Annotated in this window: 17 protein-coding genes; 9 read left to right on the forward strand and 8 right to left on the reverse strand. The window is 62.9% G+C overall.

Annotated features, from left to right (window positions below; all coding sequences use genetic code 11):
• Positions 1-14: 14 nt before the first annotated feature.
• Both HF916_RS16875 and HF916_RS16880 read right to left on the reverse strand, forming a co-directional pair.
• Positions 15-1,265 (reverse strand): MFS transporter, encoded by a 1,251-nt coding sequence (locus HF916_RS16875; protein ID WP_168790023.1) that lies wholly within the window; start codon positions 1,263-1,265, stop codon positions 15-17.
• A 108-nt stretch (positions 1,266-1,373) separates the two neighbouring features.
• Entirely contained in the window at positions 1,374-2,312 is a 939-nt protein-coding gene (locus HF916_RS16880) for a LysR substrate-binding domain-containing protein (protein ID WP_168790024.1), read from the reverse strand.
• Positions 2,313-2,546: 234 nt separating this feature from the next.
• Here HF916_RS16880 and HF916_RS16885 point away from each other — a divergent pair, with 234 nt between their 5' ends.
• Positions 2,547-3,278, forward strand: a complete 732-nt coding sequence (locus HF916_RS16885; protein ID WP_168790025.1) for a DUF899 family protein — start codon at positions 2,547-2,549, stop codon at positions 3,276-3,278.
• A gap of 109 nt (positions 3,279-3,387) precedes the next feature.
• Here the strand turns inward: HF916_RS16885 and HF916_RS16890 are convergent, their stop codons facing one another.
• Entirely contained in the window at positions 3,388-4,320 is a 933-nt protein-coding gene (locus HF916_RS16890) for a LysR family transcriptional regulator (RefSeq protein ID WP_168790026.1), read from the reverse strand.
• 93 nt (positions 4,321-4,413) lie between these two features.
• Between HF916_RS16890 and HF916_RS16895 the strand changes: the two genes are divergently transcribed.
• From HF916_RS16895 to HF916_RS16915, 5 genes are all read left to right on the forward strand, one after another.
• The gene (locus tag HF916_RS16895; protein WP_240975564.1) at positions 4,414-5,697 is read left to right on the forward strand and encodes a CaiB/BaiF CoA transferase family protein; all 1,284 of its coding nucleotides are present in this window, start codon (positions 4,414-4,416) and stop codon (positions 5,695-5,697) included.
• The gene (locus tag HF916_RS16900; RefSeq protein WP_168790027.1) at positions 5,690-6,829 is read left to right on the forward strand and encodes an acyl-CoA dehydrogenase family protein; all 1,140 of its coding nucleotides are present in this window, start codon (positions 5,690-5,692) and stop codon (positions 6,827-6,829) included. Before HF916_RS16895 ends, HF916_RS16900 begins: the two co-directional genes overlap by 8 nt.
• 30 nt (positions 6,830-6,859) lie before the next feature.
• Positions 6,860-7,609, forward strand: coding sequence for an electron transfer flavoprotein subunit beta/FixA family protein (locus HF916_RS16905; protein WP_168790028.1), 750 nt, complete (start codon positions 6,860-6,862; stop codon positions 7,607-7,609).
• A gap of 31 nt (positions 7,610-7,640) precedes the next feature.
• Positions 7,641-8,573, forward strand: coding sequence for an electron transfer flavoprotein subunit alpha/FixB family protein (locus HF916_RS16910; RefSeq protein WP_168792046.1), 933 nt, complete (start codon positions 7,641-7,643; stop codon positions 8,571-8,573).
• Between the two features lie 122 nt (positions 8,574-8,695).
• Positions 8,696-10,138 carry a purine-cytosine permease family protein gene (locus HF916_RS16915; protein ID WP_168790029.1) on the forward strand — a complete coding sequence of 481 codons (1,443 nt, stop codon included), beginning with the start codon at positions 8,696-8,698 and terminating at the stop codon, positions 10,136-10,138.
• A gap of 29 nt (positions 10,139-10,167) precedes the next feature.
• Here HF916_RS16915 and HF916_RS16920 read toward each other — a convergent pair whose 3' ends face one another.
• The gene (locus HF916_RS16920) at positions 10,168-12,141 is read right to left on the reverse strand and encodes a putative bifunctional diguanylate cyclase/phosphodiesterase (protein WP_168790030.1); all 1,974 of its coding nucleotides are present in this window, start codon (positions 12,139-12,141) and stop codon (positions 10,168-10,170) included.
• A gap of 184 nt (positions 12,142-12,325) precedes the next feature.
• Entirely contained in the window at positions 12,326-12,709 is a 384-nt protein-coding gene (locus HF916_RS16925; protein WP_168790031.1) for a hypothetical protein, read from the reverse strand.
• A 350-nt stretch (positions 12,710-13,059) separates the two neighbouring features.
• Between HF916_RS16925 and HF916_RS16930 the strand changes: the two genes are divergently transcribed.
• Positions 13,060-13,338: an HU family DNA-binding protein gene (locus HF916_RS16930; RefSeq protein WP_006049832.1), complete on the forward strand. Its 279-nt coding sequence runs from the start codon at positions 13,060-13,062 to the stop codon at positions 13,336-13,338.
• 203 nt (positions 13,339-13,541) lie between these two features.
• Here HF916_RS16930 and HF916_RS16935 read toward each other — a convergent pair whose 3' ends face one another.
• From HF916_RS16935 to HF916_RS16945, 3 genes are all read right to left on the reverse strand, one after another.
• Positions 13,542-14,660, reverse strand: coding sequence for a 3-deoxy-7-phosphoheptulonate synthase (locus HF916_RS16935; RefSeq protein WP_277352288.1), 1,119 nt, complete (start codon positions 14,658-14,660; stop codon positions 13,542-13,544).
• Between the two features lie 127 nt (positions 14,661-14,787).
• Positions 14,788-15,609, reverse strand: coding sequence for a DUF72 domain-containing protein (locus HF916_RS16940; protein ID WP_168790032.1), 822 nt, complete (start codon positions 15,607-15,609; stop codon positions 14,788-14,790).
• 91 nt (positions 15,610-15,700) lie between these two features.
• On the reverse strand, positions 15,701-16,450 hold the full coding sequence (locus HF916_RS16945) for a TetR/AcrR family transcriptional regulator (RefSeq protein WP_168790033.1): 750 nt from the start codon (positions 16,448-16,450) through the stop codon (positions 15,701-15,703).
• A gap of 297 nt (positions 16,451-16,747) precedes the next feature.
• On the opposite strand from HF916_RS16945, the gene HF916_RS16950 reads away from it, so the two are divergent.
• Complete coding sequence (locus tag HF916_RS16950; RefSeq protein WP_168790034.1) at positions 16,748-17,929, forward strand: isovaleryl-CoA dehydrogenase; 1,182 nt, start codon at positions 16,748-16,750, stop codon at positions 17,927-17,929.
• Between the two features lie 49 nt (positions 17,930-17,978).
• Positions 17,979-19,586 (forward strand): carboxyl transferase domain-containing protein, encoded by a 1,608-nt coding sequence (locus HF916_RS16955; RefSeq protein WP_168790035.1) that lies wholly within the window; start codon positions 17,979-17,981, stop codon positions 19,584-19,586.
• Positions 19,587-19,592: the final 6 nt, after the last annotated feature.

Genomic DNA, 19,592 nt, shown 5'->3' on the forward strand with positions numbered 1-19,592 from the left:
ACCGGCACACACGCTCACGCTGCCGCCGGTTCAGCTCGAAGCGCGGGCGTGCTGACGGCCGTGTCGTCGATCGGAAAGTGCAGCATCGCGGCGACGAGGCCGGCTACCACGGTCGCTTCCCAAAGCAGCGAATACGAGCCGGTCAGATCGAACACCAGACCGCCTAGCCACGCGCCGAGAAACGAGCCGATCTGATGGCTCAGAAAGCAGACCCCGAACAGGCTGCCGAGGTGGCGTATGCCGAATACTTTCGCGACGAGTCCGCTCGTGAGCGGCACGGTGCCGAGCCAGGTCAGACCCATCATGGCCGCGAAGATCACGACCGACGCCGGGCTTTTCGGTAGTAGAAAGAACGCGCCGATCGTCACGCTGCGAATCACGTAAAGCCAGCCGAGCACATAATGCTGCCGGAAGCGGCCGCCCAGCCAGCCGCACGCCCAACTCCCCGCCATGTTGAACAGCCCGATCAGCGCGAGCGCGGTGGCGCCGAGTCCGACCGGCATATGGCAAAGCGACAGATATTCGGGCAGATGCGTGGCGATAAACGCAAGCTGGAAACCGCAAGTGAAGAACCCGAGCGACAGCAGCCGGTAGCCGCGATGCCCGGCCGCTTGAGCCAGCACCTTGCGAAGCGGCGCGGCCGGCGCTTCCTGAACGGGCGTGCCGACCCGCGCGCGCCGGTCGAGCACCATGCCGAGCGGGGCGATCAGCAGCATCAGGAAAGCCAGTGCGAAGAGCGACGTCGCGATGCCCGAACTGAGCCGGATGCCTTGTACGAGCGGGACCAGCAGCACCTGGCCCGCAGAGCCGCCGGCGCTGACCAGCCCCATCGCCATGCTGCGTTTTTCCGGCGAGGCGATGCGGCCGACCGCCGGCAGCACCACGCCGAACGTCGTGCAACTCACGCCGATGCCGACCAGCAACCCCATGCCAACGATCAACATGGCACCACTGGGCGCCACGGCCGCGAGGCCGAGGCCCGCCGCGAACGTCGTCGCGCCGAACGCGACCACCGGTGCCGAGCCGTAGCGATCCGCGGCGGCGCCCGCGAATGGCTGGGCGAAACCCCACACGAGATTGTGCAGCGCGATCGCGAACGCGATCAGCGTGACCGGCAAGCCGCGGTCGAACGAGAATGGTCCGATGAAGAGGCCAAAGGTCTGCCGGATGCCCATCGCGGCGCTCAGAATGAGCGCGCCGGCGAGGATCACGAGCGTCGTCTGATTGAAGGCGGGGGCGAAGCGTTTGCTGGCGGCGGTGGACATGGTTCTGATCTCCTTCGACACATGGTCGCAGCGAGCGTCGGAAGCGGCAAAAGAAAAGTTTTCGATGACAGGTGAGCGTGGCTCACCTGTGCGGAGGGGACCTGGGGTTCAGTTGGCGGCGCTGTGCAGTGCCTGGTCGGCGGCATCGGGGCGCGCGTCGATGTGCTCGGCCTCGCTCACCAGCCAGCGTTTGAAATCGAAAAGCTCCGGCCGCCGATCCGCGTTTTCGGCGCTCACCAACCAGTAGGCCGTGGTGGACGCGATCGTCGCCGCACAGGTTTGCACCAGTGTGCCGCTGTCGATATCCCGATCCACCAGCGGCCGTCTGCCGAGCGCGACGCCGAGGCCCATCGCGGCGGCTTCGAAGGCAAGCTGGATCGTGTCGACGCGCAGGCCCGCGGTGGTGTCGATGCCTTCGGTGCCGGTCGCATCCAGCCACGCCTGCCAGTCCTCGCTGGCGGCGTTGACGTGAATGAGCGTCGCGCGACGCAGGTCCGCATCGCCGTGCTCGTCGCGCAGAGTCGCCAGATACGCGGGGCTGCATACGGGCACGAAGCGCTCGCCGAACAGCCGCGTCCACGCGGTGCCTGCAACCGGCGCACGGCTCATGCGGATCGCAAAGTCGAAACCGTCAACGGGAAAGCCGACTTGCCGATGCGACGTGTCGACGCTCACGTTCACATTCGGCCAGCGCGCGCGGAAGCCGGCGAGGCGTGGCAGCAGCCAGCGCGACGCGAAGGTCGGCGCGCAACTCAGCGCGATCGGCCGATCCGCGCGATGGTTCGGCAGACGCTGCGTGCCGATGGCGATCAACGAAAACGCTTCGGAGACGTACGATAGATAGTCCGCGCCGCTCGCCGTGAGCGAGATGCCGCGCGGCTCGCGCACGAACAGTTCGACGCCGAGCGCCTGTTCCAGCCCGACAATGCCGTGGCTGATCGCGCTCGGCGTGACATTCAGTTCCGCGGCGGCAAGTTTGAAACTCTGATGCCTGCCGGCCGCTTCGAAGAAACGAAGCGCCGGCAGCGGTGGCAGACGAAGCGGCATGTTGCATCCCCATGGACGGCGCGCCTGGCGCGCGTGCTGTTGCGCTAAAGGATACCCTGCCGGGCGCTTCGGGTTGCGGTGCTGACGCGCGTGTGCATCGCCAAAAAGATTTCGCGGATGCTGTCGATTTGCCGCCGCACGGCTCGTCGTGACTACATAGAGGACGAGAACGCGCCCGCGGTCGCGGCGCGCTGCTCGCGCCCTTTGTCCTTGTTCCGTAAGAGGAGATGGCTGATGACTGACGTACACGTATCCGCACAAACATTGAAGCCGGCCCGGCAACTAGCGGCCGACTTGCCAAGCCGCTTTCCAGGCGAAAGCGCCGACTATCGCCGCGCGCGCAACGACTTGCTTGCCGAGGAAATCGAGTTGCGCCGCCATATCGAGCGGGTCGCGGAACAGCGCCGCGCGCTGCCGCCCGGCGGCGTCGTGCCCGAGGATTATCTGTTCATGGGCGAAGCAGGGCCGGTGAAGCTATCGGACATGTTCGGCGAACATGACACGCTCGTCACCTACAACTGGATGTTCGGCCCGCAGCGCGCCCGGCCGTGTTCGATGTGCACGTCGCTTCTGAGCGCGTACGACGGCGAAATGCCCGACATCCTGCAGCGTGTCGCCTTCGCCGTGATCGCGCGTTCGCCGATCGAGAAGCTGGTTGCGTTCAAGCAGGAACGCGGCTGGCGGCATCTGCGGCTGTATTCGTCGGGCGGCAACACCTTCAATCGCGATTACGCGGCGGAAGATCCGGCCGGCGACGACAATCCCGCGTTCAACGTGTTCACGCGCTCAGGCGGCACGGTGCGGCACTTCTGGGCAGAGGAGATGGGGCCGTCGACTGCGGACCCCGGGCAGGATCCACGCGGCGCGCCGGACGTGATGCCGATCTGGACCGTGCTCGATATGACACCCGGCGGGCGCGGCACGGATTGGTATCCGAAGCTCGAATATGAGAACGCGGCGGGTTAGCGACCGTGGTGAAGGCGGCTAGGCGCCGCGCCGCCCGTACGCCGCCGAAGCAAAAACGGGCCGCGACCTTTTCTGCGTGGCCAGTGACCGCCTCGCCACTGCCCGCCGGTCAGACGCGCCGGGCCTTTCGTCCATGCCCCGCACGCGCGGCCATCGCTTCGCCCACCGCGTCTCGGATGCACTGTGCGACCAGTTCCGAAGCCTGCGTGCGCGACGCCCGTTTCGAGCGCGCGATCACCAGCGGCTGCCGGATGGTCTCCTCGCGGATCGGCCGTTCGGCGACCGCCGCGCTGACCGTTGCCGCCGGGCTTTGCGTGATCAGCAGCGATACGCCGAGCCCATTGGCGACCATGCTGCGCACCAGTTCGATCGACGTCGCGCGGTAACGAACCTCCGGCGCCAGCCCGCATTGCCAGAACGGCGCCATCAAAAACTCGCGGCTGTGCGGCAGATCGATGAGGATCAACGGCTCTTTGGCCAGCTCATACAGCGAAATGCCGCCACGCGCTTTGGCCAGCTTCGAATCGGCGGGCACGAGTCCGTACGGGCGCAACGATGCCAGCGGTTCCAGTTCGAGCTCGACGGGCAAGCCCACGTCGTAGGTCAGCGCCAGTTCGATATGGCTGCTGTTCAGCCATTCCTCCAGTTCCACCAGATTGCCTTCGACAAAACGCACCGTCAGGTTCGGAAAACGTGTGCGCGCGATGCGCAGCAACACCGGCAGATACACCGGCGCCAGCGTGCTGAACACGCCGATGTGGACTTCTCCCGCTGCGGCGTCGCCGCTGTCGTCGAGTTCGAAGGCGTTGGCGGCGGTGAGCAGTTGACGCGCTTCCGCGAGCTTGCGCGCGCCGAAGCGGGTCAGCGTCATCTTCGAACCGGCGTCGCGCGCGAACAGTGTTTCTTCGAACAGCGCCTCCAGTTCGCGGATCGCAACGGAGATCGACGGTTGCGACACGTTGAGCTGACGTGCCGCCGCCGTCGTGCTGCCGGTTTCCGCCGCAGCCGCGAAATAGCGCAAAAGTCGCAGTGAGATACGCATTAAGAAATCCTATAGCGGCTAATTTATTCCGATATTTTACTTGATAGGTCAGGGTGACGAGAATCAAGGCATCGTCTTCAACAGGAGTTCGCCGTGAACTTGCCCGACTTGTCCGATTTGCCGCTCACCGGCGTGCGTATCGTCGATTTCTCGCGTGTACTTGCCGGGCCGTTCTGCACGGCTTTGCTGAGCGATCTGGGTGCCGACGTGATCAAGGTCGAGCCGCCGGGCGGCGACGACTATCGCGCGGTGGGTCCTTTTGCGGATGGCGAGAGCGGCCTGTTCGCGGCGATGAACCGCAACAAGCGCAGCATCGTGATCGATCTGAAAACCGCCGCCGGCCGCGAACTGGCGCAGACGCTGTGCGCCGGCGCCGACGTGGTGGTGGAAAACTTCCGGCCCGGCGTGGCGGACAAGCTGGGCATCGGCTACGCGGAGCTGGGCGAGCGCAACCCGGCGCTCGTCTATGCGAGCGTGTCCGGCTTCGGCCAGACCGGTCCTGAATCGCATCGTCCCGCGTACGACATCATTCTGCAGGCCATGTGCGGCCTGATGGACGCGACAGGTTCTCCCGACGGCCCGCCGACGTTGATCGGCGAATCGGTCTCGGATGTGGTGAGCGGACTGTTCGCGTCGTGGGGCGTGCTTGCCGCGCTGTTGTCGCGCGAGAAGACCGGCAAAGGCACGCATGTCGATGTCTCGATGTTCGACGCGACCTTGAGCCTGAGCGCGACGCTGGTGGCCCGCTTTGCCGCGACCGGAATCGCGCCGCAGCGGGTAGGCAATCGTCATTCGTCGTCGGCGCCGTTCGGCGCTTTTCGCGCGCGGGACGGTTTCTATGTGGTCGCGGTGCTCAACAACAAGCTGTTCGACGCGTTCGCCCAGGCGATCGGCGAGCCGCAACTTTCCGGCGATCCCCGTTACGTGGACGATGCGACGCGCTGCGTGCACGAAGCGGAGTTGCGGGCTTGTGTCGAAGCTTGGTCGGCGCAGCGCTCGGTGGCCGAAGTGAACCGGATTCTCGGCGCCGCCGGCATTCCGGTCGCGCCGATCCGCAACGTGCAGCAAGCGCTCGAAAGCGATCAGGCGACGTTTCGCGGCTTGCTGACCGACGTGCCTCGCGTGAATGACGTCGCGGGCCACACGCGGCGTCTGCCTTCACAGCCCGTCAAGTTTTCCGCCTACGGCAGCAACCGTGTCACCGCCGCGCCGCAATTGGGCGAACACACCGCCGAGATTCTGCATACGTTCGGCCTCGACGCAGCGCGAATCGCCGGGTTGCGCATGCAAGGCGTGTTCGGTCGCGATCACGATGCCGCCAATAGCGCGCAATTCACGCATTCCGATGCATTCAACAAGGAGACCGATCATGTTTAAGCGAATGAGCGTCGAACAGAACGATCTGGAGATCGCCGACGCGATCGAGCGCTTTGCGCAAAGCGAACTGGCGCCGCGCGCGGCTGAGGTGGACCGCGATGAAATTTCCACCACGCGTTACGTCGGCCAGCTCGCCGAGCTCGGCGTGATGGGCATGAATTTGCCCGAGCGATGGGGTGGTATCGGCGCGTCGCCGGTGGCGATCATTCTGTCGCTGGTCGAAATCGCGAAGGCGTGCGCATCGACGTCGTCGATGATCGGCGCGCACTATCTCGCGACCGATTCGATCCTGATCGGCGGCGACGACAGTTTGCGCGACCGCTATTTGCCGGAAGCCGCCGCGGGCGCGAAGCTCGGTGCATTTGCGCTGACCGAGCCGCGCGCCGGTTCGAATCCCGCCGACATGGCGACCCGCGCCACGCGCGAAGGCGACGGCTACCGGATTCGCGGCGTCAAGCATTTCATCTCGAACGCGCAGGCGGCTGATTTCATCGTCGTGTATGCGAAGACCGATCCGGAGGCTGGCGCGCGCGGCATCAGCGCGTTCGTGGTCGACCGGCACAGTGCCGGCGTGGACGTGGCGCCCGCCGAGAAGCTGATGGGCATTCGCGGCGCGCCGGCGCACGAAATCGCCTTCGACTGCTTCGTGCCGGCCGCGAATCGGCTCGGCGCCGAGGGCACCGGTTTCCGCACGGCGATGAAGGTGCTCGACAACAGCCGGCTCGATGTCGCTGCCACGAGTCTGGGTATCGCGGAGGCCGCGCTTGCGAGCGCGGTCGAGTGGGCGAAGCAGCGTCAGGTAGGCGGGGAGCCGCTGTCGCGCAAGCAGGGTCTGCAATGGATGTTCGCCGACATGAAGACGCGGCTCGAAGCGGCCTGGCTTCTGACCTTGCAGGCGGCCGTGCGGCGCGCGGCGGGCGAGCCTTTTACCGACTACGCGTCGATGGCGAAGCTGTATGCGTCGGAGACGGTCGGCTTCGTTACGGATACCGCTTTGCAGATCCACGGCGGCTATGGTTTCACGCGCGAGATGCCGCTCGAACGGCTGGTGCGTGACGCGAGAATTCTGCGGATTTACGAGGGGTCGTCGGAGATCCAGCGCACCGTGATTGCGCGGATGGTGCTGGCCTGATTCATTGAGACTTTGCGATAGGAGTGCGGCATGAAGGCGTTGGTGGCTATGAAGCGGGTGGTCGATTACAACGTGAAGGTCCGGGTCAAGTCGGACGGCACGGGTGTGGATATCGCGAACGTGAAGATGTCGATGAATCCATTCGATGAGATTGCGGTTGAGGAAGCGGTGCGGTTGAAGGAAGCGGGTGTGGTTAGCGAAGTGGTGGCGGTTTCTTGCGGCGTTGCGCAGGCGCAGGAAACGCTGCGCACGGCGCTGGCTATTGGTGCGGATCGGGCGGTTCTGATCGAGTCTTCTGAGGACCTGCAACCGTTGGCGGTTGCGAAGGTGTTGAAGGCGCTGGTGGATAAAGAGCAACCTTCTTTGGTCATTCTCGGCAAACAGGCCATCGACGACGATTCGAACCAGACTGGTCAGATGCTGGCTGCTTTGGCTGGTTTGCCGCAAGCGACCTTTGCTTCGAATGTTGTCGTGGCAGACGGCAAGGCTACCGTTTCGCGTGAAATCGACGGAGGCGCGGAAACGCTGTCTTTAAAGCTGCCCGCAGTCATCACCACTGATCTGCGCCTGAACGAGCCGCGCTACGTGACGCTGCCGAACATCATGAAGGCGAAGAAGAAGCCGCTGGAAGTCCTCAAGCCGGAAGATCTCGGCGTCGATGTCACTCCGCGCCTGAAGACGCTGAAGGTCGTCGAGCCGCCGAAGCGCTCCGCTGGTGTGAAGGTGCCGGATGTGAAGACGCTGGTCGAGAAGCTGAAGACCGAAGCCAAAGTGCTTTAAGTAGAACGCGGAGACAGAGCAAATGACGAATCTGGTTAATCTTGTAATAGCAGAACACGACAGTGCGTCGATCAAGGCCGCCACGCTGAACACGATTGCAGCGGCGCAGAAGATTGGCGGCGACATTCACGTACTGGTGGCAGGGCACAACGCGCAAGCCGCGGCAGATGCAGCAGCGAAGATTGCAGGCGTGAGCAAAGTGTTGCTGGCCGACGCGCCGCAACTCGAAGCAGGCCTCGCGGAAAACATCGAAGCCACGGTGCTGAACATCGCGAAGGACTACACACACATCCTCGCGCCAGCAACCGCTTACGGCAAGAACATCACGCCGCGTATCGCCGCGAAGCTGGATGTCGCGCAGATCAGCGACATCACGGCAGTGAATTCTGCTGATACGTTCGAGCGTCCGATCTATGCAGGTAACGCAATCGCAACGGTGCAATCCGCTGATCCAATCAAGGTCATCACAGTCCGCACGACCGGCTTCGATCCGGTTGCAGCCGAAGGCGGCGGTGCAACGGTCGAGAAAATCGAAGCGGCAGCCGACAGCGGCATCTCGTCTTTCGTGAGCCGTGAAGTAACGAAGCTGGACCGTCCGGAACTGACGTCGGCGAAGGTCATCGTCTCGGGTGGCCGCGGTCTGGGCAACGGCGAGAACTACACCAAGGTTCTGGAGCCGCTGGCGGACAAACTGAACGCAGCGCTCGGCGCATCGCGCGCAGCGGTCGATGCGGGCTTCGTGCCGAACGACTATCAAGTGGGACAAACCGGCAAGATCGTCGCGCCGCAACTGTATGTGGCCGTCGGCATCTCGGGTGCGATCCAGCATCTGGCCGGGATGAAAGACAGCAAAGTCATCGTCGCAATCAACAAAGACCCGGAAGCGCCGATCTTCAGCATCGCTGACTACGGTCTCGTAGGCGATCTGTTTGAAGCAGTGCCGGAACTCACCACCGCGTTCTAGCGAACCAAACCGAACCACGCACCGGACGAATCGAATAACAACATCAGATAGCCACCGATCGTCACCCAACCGCACACCCATAGCTGCCGCAATGCAGCTTAGCGACATGTCAGGAGAGTCACATGGCAACTTCCATCCCGCGTGCATCGACGCCCGCGCTGATCGAGCAGCGCTCGATCGACTACATTCCCGAAGCGGAACGTCACGGCAGCCTCGTTAGCCAGTTCACGCTGTGGTTCGGCGCCAATCTGCAGGTTACGGCGGTCGTGACCGGCGCGCTCGCGGTCGTGCTCGGCGGCGACGTGTTCTGGTCGCTGATCGGCTTGCTCGTTGGACAGATCATCGGCGGCGCGGTGATGGCGCTGCATGGCGCGCAGGGTCCGCAACTCGGTTTGCCGCAGATGATTTCGAGCCGCGTGCAGTTCGGCGTCTACGGCGCGATCATTCCACTCGCACTGGTCTGCGTGATGTATGTGGGCTTCTCTGCCAGCGGCACCGTGCTCGCCGGGCAGGCGATCGGGCAATTGCTGCATGTCGAGAACACCACTGCGATCTTCATCTTCGCCGCGCTGATCGTGGTGCTGACCGCGCTCGGCTATCGCACCATTCATTCGATGGGGCGTATGTCGAGCGTCGTCGGCGTACTGGCTTTCCTTTATCTCTTCGCCAGTCTGCTGCATGGGCACGATATCGGCGTCCTGCTGAGCAACCGGCACTTCACGGTCGGCTCGTTTCTGCTCGCGGTGTCGTTGTCGGCTTCGTGGCAGATCGCCTACGGTCCGTATGTCGCCGACTATTCGCGCTATCTGCCGAGATCCACGTCGGCATTGAAGACGTTCTGGGCGGTAGGTCTCGGCTCGGTGATCGGCGCGCAGATCTCGATGGTGTTCGGCGTGTTTGCAGCCGCGCTTGCAGGGAACCGCTTCGCGGGGCATGAGGTGTCGTTCATCGTCGGACTGGGTGCGACCGGCATGCTCGCCGCCGTGCTCTACTTCACGATCGCACTCGGCAAGCTCACCATCACCACGCTCAATGCGTACGGCAGTGTGATGTCGGTGGCGACCATCGTGACCGGCTTCGGCGGGCAGCGGTCGATTTCGAATCGCACGCGGCTTTGCTTCATCTTCGTGATGGTGGGCGCGTCGACGGGTCTGGCATTGGCTGGCCACCATTCGTTCCTGAAAGAATTCACCGCGTTTCTGCTCTTCCTGCTCGCGTTCTTTACGCCCTGGAGCGCCATCAATCTGGTCGACTACTATTTCGTGACTAAAGAGCGTTACGACGTGCCGGCGTTATTCGATCCCGATGGCCGCTATGGTCGCTGGAATATGACGGGCATCGCGGTCTACGCGTTCGGCGTGCTGATCCAGATGCCGTTCATCGCGACGAGCTTCTATACCGGCGGATTGGTGGAATCGTTGGGCGGCGTCGATATTTCGTGGATCGTCGGGCTGGTCGCGCCCGCCTTGCTGTACTACTTTGCCGCACGCGTAAAAGGCGCTGACATTCCCGAGCAGATGATCCTGCCGCATGAATTCGGCGGCGCGGACAGCGTGGGGCAATAGAGCAGGGCGACGAGACGCGGGGGAATCGACTACGGCAGCATTTGCACAGCGTAGTCGTGCCCCTGCGCCGTCTGCAAATAGGCGGCGATTGCGCTCGCCCGCATCGGCCGGCTGAACAGATAACCCTGCACCGCGCGTGCGCCAAGCATCTTGACGACCTCGACTTGCGATGGCGTCTCGAGTCCTTCCACCACGCATTCGAGTCCAAGGTTGCGGCACAGGTCGAGTACCGACTTGACGATTTTCTTCGATGCGCTGTTGGTATCCACGTCCGTCATGAAGCTGCGGTCGATCTTGATCGTATCGAAGGGCAGGCGATGCACGTAGCTGAGGCTCGAATAGCCGGTGCCGAAGTCGTCGAGCGACACGCGGCAGCCGGCTTTCTTGATCATGGTGAGCGAACAGCGGGCCTGTTCGAAATCACGTGTCACGGCGGTCTCGGTGATTTCGAACGACACGCGATGCGGCGGCACGCCGCTAGCCAGCACGATATCGATCAGCCGGCGGGCGCGCGCCGACGTGCAGATATCGATCGCCGACAGATTGAACGACAGATAAAGCTCGGCCGGCCAGCGCGCCGCTTCGTCGAGTGCTTTGTGCAGCAGGACTTCCGTGATGCGCAGAATCAGTTCCGTACGCTCGGCAATCCGGATGAATTCTTCCGGCCTCACGGCGCCGAGCCGAGCGTTATGCCAGCGCCCGAGCGCTTCCAGGCCGAGGGTGCGTTGCGTGACCACGTCGTAAATCGGCTGAAATTCCAGAAACAGTTCCGACTCGAGGTCCGCATGGCGGAGTTCCTGGGTCACGAGACTCGAACGCCGGATGCGCGTTTCATGTTCGGTCGAGAAGATGACCGGCGTGCCGCGTCGGCTTTCCTTGCCCACGTACAGCGCCGCGTCGGCGCGTTCGAACACTTGCGCCACCGTCGTGCCGGCCTCGGGAAACGCGGCCCAGCCGATCGTACCTGACAACTCGGCGACATTGCCGGCGACCCGATATGGCTGACCCAGCGTCTCGCAGATGCGCTCGCCCAACTCGAGCAGCGTCTCGTCCGCCAGTTTGTGTTGCGCCAGCACGCCGAACTCGTCGCCGCCGAGCCGTGCGAAGAAAATGCCGGGCTCGGCAAGCGCCAGCAAACGCGAGCCGACTTCCTGAAGGACGAGGTCGCCGCTGGCGTGGCCGTAGATATCGTTGACCTGTTTGAAACCGTCGAGATCGATCAGTCCGACATTGAAGCCGCTGCTGGTGCCCATCGCCTGTTCGGACAGCGCGCGCAGCGAGGCGAAGAAACTGCGCCGGTTGGGCAGGTCCGTCAGACTGTCGATGCTCGCGAGCCGGAAGTTGTCGTCGCTGAGGCGTTGCGTCTTTTGCTGGCTCGCCTGCAATTCGCGCTGTGCGTGCACCACGTCGGCAAAGGTGCGGCAATAGAGCTGAATGATGAAGGCGAGCGCGACGCCGACCAAGGTCATGTCGACAGCCATCGCGATGAAGACCGGATAGCCGGTGAAAACCAGAAAGGTCGAAAAGCTTAGGATGACGATCGACAGCAGCAGCATGGCCGCCGCGCGCAGGTGCATCAGGCAGAACACGCAGCCAACCAGCGTGGTCGCCATGTAAAACGCGACCTGCGTCTGTTCGTACGCGGTGCCGTAGGGGAAAAGGAACAGCGACCAGGCGCTGAATGCGACGGCGAAGAGGCCCGCAAGCCAGGTCAGCTTGCGCAGTTCGGGCACCGCTTGGTCGAGAGTCAGGACGCGGTGCCGAAGATGCCACCATCGCATGCACCGGATGATGCACAGGGTGCACAGCGTCGCGGGAAAGTAGATCGATAACCACGCCGGCGCGCAGCTCACATGCGTGATCGCGACGGCCGCCGTATTGACGAGCAGGATGAAATACAGAAGCGGGACCTGGTGGCCGAATGCTTCGAGCTGCGAACGTACGAGATCGGGGTCGCGTTCCGCGACCGACAGCGCATCCCTCAATTTGGCTAACAGAATCATCCCCGTCCCTTTAAACGTTTGCGCAGCACACGCAGCTTTGTATATCGGCAGGACGGGTGGGACCTTGAGGGCGGCTCAGATACAAATCGATCGCTCTGCGAATAAACGGTAAGTACGACCGGACGGCAAGGTCCTGTGTGTCATTTGTGCCGCGTCCAGACGGGCGAAGTGACAGGTCGCCGTCTCAAAGCGCCGGACATGAGAGCACGTTTTGCGGCGCGAGTGTCGTGCCGGGTTGGCCGTTCTGCGCCGGCGTGCCTTGCGGCGGCGTGGAGACGAGCCGCACGCTGTTCACACCGGCATTCGCCAGCACAAATTTTTCCGGGCTGTTCTCGGGCTGCCAATAGGCCCGGAAAACGCCGCTGTCGCCGAAAACCAGCAGCTTGCCGTGCACGGTTTTAGCGCCGCTGACGAGGTCGACCGGCCCGCCGTCACGTACCTGAAAGCTCTGCGGCGCGGGTGAATTTGCCGTGCCGACAAGCGTCGCGCAACTTTTGTCGTCGGCTGCGAGGGCCGCGCAGGACGTCGCGGCGAGCAACGCACATGTTGCAATATGGCGAAATTTCATTTTTTTATTCCTCCCGGATTCTTTATTTACCGCCGCCACGCCTGACAAATGCCGAGTCTTCCCGATCCACCATAACATAGTAAAAAAGCCCGCTGGTAGCGGCTTGCGGCGCGCTAAATCACTGAAATTGCAACGGATTGTGATAACGCGGAAACACGCATCGAGCCGAAGAAACGTCTAAGCGCACGATTCTTATGGCACTTTGCCGGAAAAAATCGTCAAATTCCCTGTGGGCGGGTGATACAAGGCTTACACCCAAGGTTTGCGCGAACCCGCGCCTATGCGTTAGTGTGTCGGTCCCGGCGCAACAGATGTGGCGCCGGTTCCATGATTACCATACGGGAAGTGCTATGAACAAACAGGAACTGATTGATGCAGTCGCCGCAGCGACGGGCGAAAGCAAAGCGGCCACCGGCCAAACCATCGACGCGATCGTCGAAGCGGTGACCAAAGCCGTGGTGGGTGGTGATACGGTGCAACTGGTCGGTTTCGGTTCTTTCTCGACTGGCGCGCGCGCAGCACGCGTGGGCCGCAATCCGTCGACGGGTGCCGAGATCCAGATCGCGGCTGCCAAGACGGTGAAGTTCACCGCAGGCAAGGCGTTCAAGGAAGCTGTCAACGCGTCGTAATGCAACGCGCTTCGCGCCGGAGCATCCACGCGCGCTGCCATGGCGCGCGGCGAGCGATGTATCGGGCGTGAGGAATCACGCGCTGCCCAACCCCGGTAAGGTGGATCGATCGGCGGATGGTGCGGCGCGTGTGTTTTTGTGCTCTGCCCCAAGGGGCTTCCTCGGGGGCATGCTCGACGCGGCGTTTGCAGCCCGGCGCGCGCTCAGCCCGCGCGACGTTTGCGGGTGGCCTCGGCGAGCGTCTCGAGCGCCGGCTCGGTCTGCGCCCAGCTAACGCAGGCATCCGTGATCGATACGCCGCGACGCAACGGCACGCCTGGCTTCAGATCCTGACGGCCTTCTTCCAGATGACTTTCCAGCATGACGCCGATGATGCGGCGCTCGCGCTGCGACAATTGCTGCGCCAGATCCTGCACCACCTCCAACTGACGCAAATGCGACTTGCCCGAGTTCGCATGCGAACAGTCGACCATGACCTGCTCGCGCAAACCCGCTGATTTGAGCGCCGCGCAGGTGGCTTCCACCGACGCGCTGTCGTAGTTCGGGCCTTTCTTGCCGCCGCGCAGGATCACGTGCGCATCGTCGTTGCCGCGCGTTTCGAAGATCGCGGCCATGCCCATTTTCGTCATGCCCATGAACGCGTGGCTCGCGCGTGCGGCGACGATCGCGTCCGCGGCGATCTGCACGCCGCCGTCCGTGCCGTTCTTGAAACCGATCGGGCAGCTCAACCCCGAAGCCAGTTGACGATGGCTCTGGCTCTCGGTCGTGCGCGCGCCGATGGCGCCCCACGCGATCAGGTCGGCGATGTACTGCGGGCTCAGCAGATCGAGAAACTCGGTGGCCGTGGACAAGCCGAGACCATTGATGTCGAGCAGCAGTTGCCGCGCCAGACGCAGACCTTCGTTGATGCGGAAACTGCCATCCAGACGCGGGTCGTTGATATAGCCTTTCCAGCCGACCGTGGTGCGCGGCTTCTCGAAGTAGACCCGCATCACGATCAGCAGATCGTCTTTGTAAGTGTCGGTGGCGACTTTCAGTTTATGTGCGTATTCGATTGCCTGGTCGTGGTCGTGAATCGAACACGGTCCGACGATCATCACGAGACGGTCGTCACGGCCATGCAGAATGTCGGCGATTTCCGCGCGGGTTTTCTCGACCAGCGTCTGCACCGAAGGCGGCACGGGCAACTCGTCCTGCAGCAGGGCAGGGGAAATCAGTGGACGTACCGCGCCGATCCGAACGTCGTCGATGCGCGTGGTGTCCTGGGTGGCGTCGGCCGAGCCGACTTCCTGATCGTGCAAAGGATTGTCGATGGCGCTCAAAATATTCTCCCGGACCTTGGTGATGAAGCGGCCTCGCGGCCTGACTGCGTGTGTGGGGGTGCGTCGATTGTGCCTGTCTTCGCTGCCGGGATTATGACACTCGCGCGATGCGGCCGGGAGGCGCGTGTCAGAGACGTTTGATCAGCGCCATGGCGGCCGCCGGATTGCGTTCCTTGAAGCCGCTGATCACGTAGAGGTAGACGTCGCGCGCGGCGGTTTTTGCCGGAGCTTCCGCGGAGGTTTCAAGGTCGTCCGGTGTGGTGCCCGCCGCCAGTTGCCGCGCGCGTTCTGCCCATGCGTCGAGCGCTTTGGTCGAATAGCCTTTGGCCTGTTTGTCCGTGGTGCCCATGATGCGGGCGTACACGAAGGGCGCCGTGATATCCGCGATCTGCGGGTACTCGCTGTCGCCGGCCAGCACGACGGCGACTTTATATTTGCGGGCCAGCGCGATGAAGTCCGGCGTCTTGAAGGTGTCGTTGCGAACTTCGATCGCATGCCTGAGCTTCTGGCCTTCGATACTGGCCGGCAGTAACTTCAGAAAGGCTTCGAAGTCTTCCTTGTCGAATTTCTTGGTGGTCGCGAATTGCCAGTTGACCGCGCCGAGCTTCTGTTTGAGCAGCAGCACGCCGCTGCCGAAGAAGCGTTCGATCGTTTCGCCCGCGTCGGCGAGGACTTTTCTGTTGGTCGCGTAACGCGGCGCCTTCAGCGAAAAGACGAAATCATCCGGGGTTTCCTGATACCACTTTTCGTAGCTCGCCGGTTTTTGCAAACCGTAAAACGTGCCGTTGATTTCAATCGATGTGAGGTTCTTGCTCGCGTATTCGAGTTCGCGGCTTTGCGTGAGGTCGGACGGGTAGAAAGTGCCGCGCCAGGGCGCGTAGGTCCAGCCGCCTATGCCGACGCGGATGTTCGAGGTTTTTGCGGTCTTCGCGGCTGCTTCTTTCGGCACTTGGCTTCTCCATCTGACTTCGCCCGGGAAGCAGTAGATTAGCCGTTTTTTTGCCGCGGAACAGAGGCGCGCGGCTACGAAATCGCGGCGGCTATTCGCTGCCGCGAGTGGACGTATCCGTTACGCCCCGCGCAGCCTCTTCAAACCGCCGGTTCGCCTCCGCCACTTCCACCCTGAACTGCTGCAACGCGCTTACCGCGAGATCCGGTGGCGTTAGCGCGGCCCACAACACGTCGATCAACTGATCCGCCGTCGCATCGATATCGATATGCCGGTTCGCGAGCGTGGCGTCCCACAGCACATGCTCCATCGGCCCGAACACCATCGAGCGCAACAGGCGCAATGGCATGTCGGCACGAATCTGCCCGCTCTCCTGGCCTTGCGCCAGCACGCGCATCAACGGCGCGGTATAGCGGCGCTGCAACTCCGTCAGCGCCTCGCTCAGTTCATGATGCCGCGCCCGACCTTCGGACAACACCAGCGCGCAAAGATCCGTGCCGTTCACCAGCATTAACCGCAAGTGCGTGCGAACGATGAACGCAAACTGCTGGCGCACATTGCCGTCGCGCGGCAAGCCGGACTCGATGGCTTCGATGATCTCGTCGTACCAGTCGCCGATCACCCGCGCGCATAACTCGCGTTTGCCGCGGAAGTAGCTGAACACGGTCGCCTCGGAAATGCCGAGGCGCTGCGCGATTTCGGCGGTGGTCGCGCGCTCGTAGCCCTTTTCGGAGAACACGTCGCGCCCCGCCTGAAGGATCTCCTTCACGCGTTGCTGCGACTTGCGCCCGGCCGGCTGGCGGCGCGAGGCGGGTAACTCGGCCTTCGTGGCAACCGTCATATGAGTCCAGTTCAGATTTGTGAGGCTCGTTCGGCCCGTGTAGGTGCGGAATGAGCCCGATGACTGCGATGCTATCACGTCATAACGGCTTTGTAGGCAAGCGCTTCAGTTTCTGAGTAACACTCAAAAATACCTATTGACGCTTACGTAAATCTAGCGTGAAATGCGCCTTGAACGTTTCGCGCCTCGTGCGGGACGACTGAGGCGGCCCACAAGGCTGCCGCCGTCCGCTGAGCCGCAACCGGAACCGCCGGCGCCTACCCAGGCCGGCCGCCAACGAACTCTGGAGACACTGCAATGAGCAACCTGCCCGGTTTGCAATTCCCGCTCGGCGAAGAAATCGCAATGCTGCGCGACAGCATTGCGGGATTCGCCGCCAAAGAAATCGCCCCGCGCGCCGCGGAAATCGATCGCACGGATCAGTTTCCCATGGACCTGTGGCGCAAGTTCGGCGATCTGGGCGTGCTCGGCATGACGGTCTCGGAAGAATACGGCGGCGCGAACATGGGCTACACGGCGCACATGATCGCCATGGAGGAAATCTCGCGCGCATCGGCCTCGGTCGGTCTCTCGTACGGCGCGCATTCGAATCTGTGCGTCAACCAGATTCATCGCAACGGCACGGAAGCGCAAAAACAGAAGTATCTGCCGAAGCTCGTGTCGGGTGAACACATCGGCGCACTCGCCATGAGCGAGCCGAACGCGGGCTCGGACGTGGTCAGCATGAAGCTGCGCGCCGAGAAGAAGGGCGACCACTACGTGCTCAACGGCACCAAGATGTGGATCACCAACGGCCCGGATTGCGACACGCTGGTCGTCTACGCCAAAACCGATCCCGAAGCGAATTCGCGCGGTATTACGGCGTTTATCGTCGAGAAGGGCATGAAGGGTTTCTCCGTTGCGCAGAAGCTCGACAAGCTCGGCATGCGCGGCTCGCATACCGGCGAACTGGTGTTCCAGGACGTGGAAGTGCCGGAAGAAAACATTCTGGGCCAGTTGAACGGCGGCGCGAAGGTGCTGATGAGCGGTCTCGACTACGAACGCGCCGTGCTCGCGGGCGGCCCGACCGGCATCATGGTGGCAGTCATGGACGCGGTCGTGCCGTATATCCACGACCGCAAGCAGTTCGGCCAGTCGATCGGCGAATTCCAGCTCATTCAAGGCAAGGTGGCCGATCTCTACACCACGTTGCAGGCGTGCCGCGCGTACCTCTACGCGGTGGGCCGTCAACTCGATACGCTCGGCACGGCACATGTGCGCCAGGTGCGTAAAGACTGCGCGGGCGTGATTCTCTACACGGCGGAAAAAGCCACGTGGATGGCGGGCGAGGCGATCCAGATTCTCGGCGGCAATGGCTATATCAACGAGTATCCGGTCGGCCGTTTGTGGCGCGATGCGAAGCTCTATGAAATCGGCGCCGGTACGAGCGAAATCCGCCGCATGCTGATCGGCCGCGAGTTGTTCGCCGAAACGGCATGAGCGCAACGGCCCGAAGCGAATAAGAAGCGGCGAACAGGAGAGCCACGTAATGCCGATCATCGAATCAAAGCTGAATCCGCGCTCGGACGACTTCCGCGCCAACGCGACGGCGCTCGAAGCGCTGGTCGCCGACCTTCGCGCGAAAGTCGAGAAGCTCGCGCTGGGCGGCGGTCAGGCGGCGCGCGACAAACACACGGGCCGCGGCAAACTGCTGCCGCGCGAGCGCATCGAGAAACTGCTCGATCCGGGCACACCGTTTCTCGAGTTCTCGCAACTCGCAGCCTACGGCATGTATCACAACGATGCGCCGGGCGCGGGGGTGATCACGGGTATCGGCCGGATCGCCGGGCAGGAGTGTGTGATCGTCTGCAACGATGCAACGGTCAAAGGTGGCACCTACTATCCGGTCACGGTGAAGAAGCACGTACGGGCCCAGGAAATCGCCGCTGAAAATCACTTGCCGTGCGTCTATCTGGTCGACTCGGGCGGCGCGAATCTGCCGAACCAGGACGACGTGTTCCCGGACCGCGATCACTTCGGCCGCATCTTCTTTAACCAGGCGAATCTGTCGGCGGCAGGCATTCCGCAAATCGCTGTTGTGATGGGGTCGTGCACGGCAGGCGGCGCGTATGTGCCCGCTATGAGCGACGAGTCGATCATCGTCAAGAATCAGGGGACGATTTTTCTCGGCGGTCCGCCTTTGGTGAAAGCCGCGACTGGCGAAGTGGTGAGCGCGGAAGACCTCGGCGGCGGCGACGTGCATACGCGTCTGTCGGGCGTGGTCGATCATCTCGCGCAGAACGACGCGCATGCGCTGGGGATCGCGCGCAGCATCGTCGGCAATCTGAATCGCAGCAAGCAGGTGCCGGTCGCGTTGCAGGAACCGAAGCCGCCGCGCTACGACGTGAAGAGCATGTATGGCGTGATTCCCGTGGATACCCGCAAGCCGTTCGATATTCGCGAGGTGATCGCGCGTATCGTCGACGATTCCGCGTTCGACGAATTCAAGGCGCGCTACGGCACCACGCTCGTCACGGGCTTCGCGCATATCTGGGGGCATCCGGTCGGCATCATCGCGAACAACGGCATTCTGTTTTCGGAGTCGGCGCTCAAGGGCGCGCACTTCATCGAGCTGTGCTGCCAGCGCAAGATTCCGCTCGTGTTCCTGCAGAACATCACCGGCTTCATGGTGGGCCGCAAATACGAAAACGAAGGCATCGCGCGTAACGGCGCGAAGATGGTGACGGCGGTGGCCACGGCCAAGGTGCCGAAGTTCACGGTGATCATCGGCGGGTCGTTCGGTGCGGGCAACTACGGCATGTGCGGCCGTGCGTATTCGCCGCGCTTCCTGTGGATGTGGCCGAACGCGCGCATCTCGGTGATGGGCGGCGAACAGGCGGCGTCGGTGCTGGCTACGGTCAAGCGCGACGGCATCGAAGGCAAGGGCGGCTCGTGGAGCGCCGAAGAAGAAGAGGCGTTCAAGCAGCCGATCCGCGATCAATACGAACATCAGGGCCACCCGTACTACGCGAGCGCGCGTCTGTGGGACGACGGCGTGATCGATCCGGCGCAAACGCGCGATGTGCTCGGTCTCGGCTTGTCGGCCACGATGAACGCACCGATCGAAGACACGCGTTTCGGCGTGTTCAGAATGTGACGATGC

Source organism: Paraburkholderia aromaticivorans (assembly GCF_012689525.1).
Classification (GTDB): domain Bacteria; phylum Pseudomonadota; class Gammaproteobacteria; order Burkholderiales; family Burkholderiaceae; genus Paraburkholderia; species Paraburkholderia aromaticivorans_A.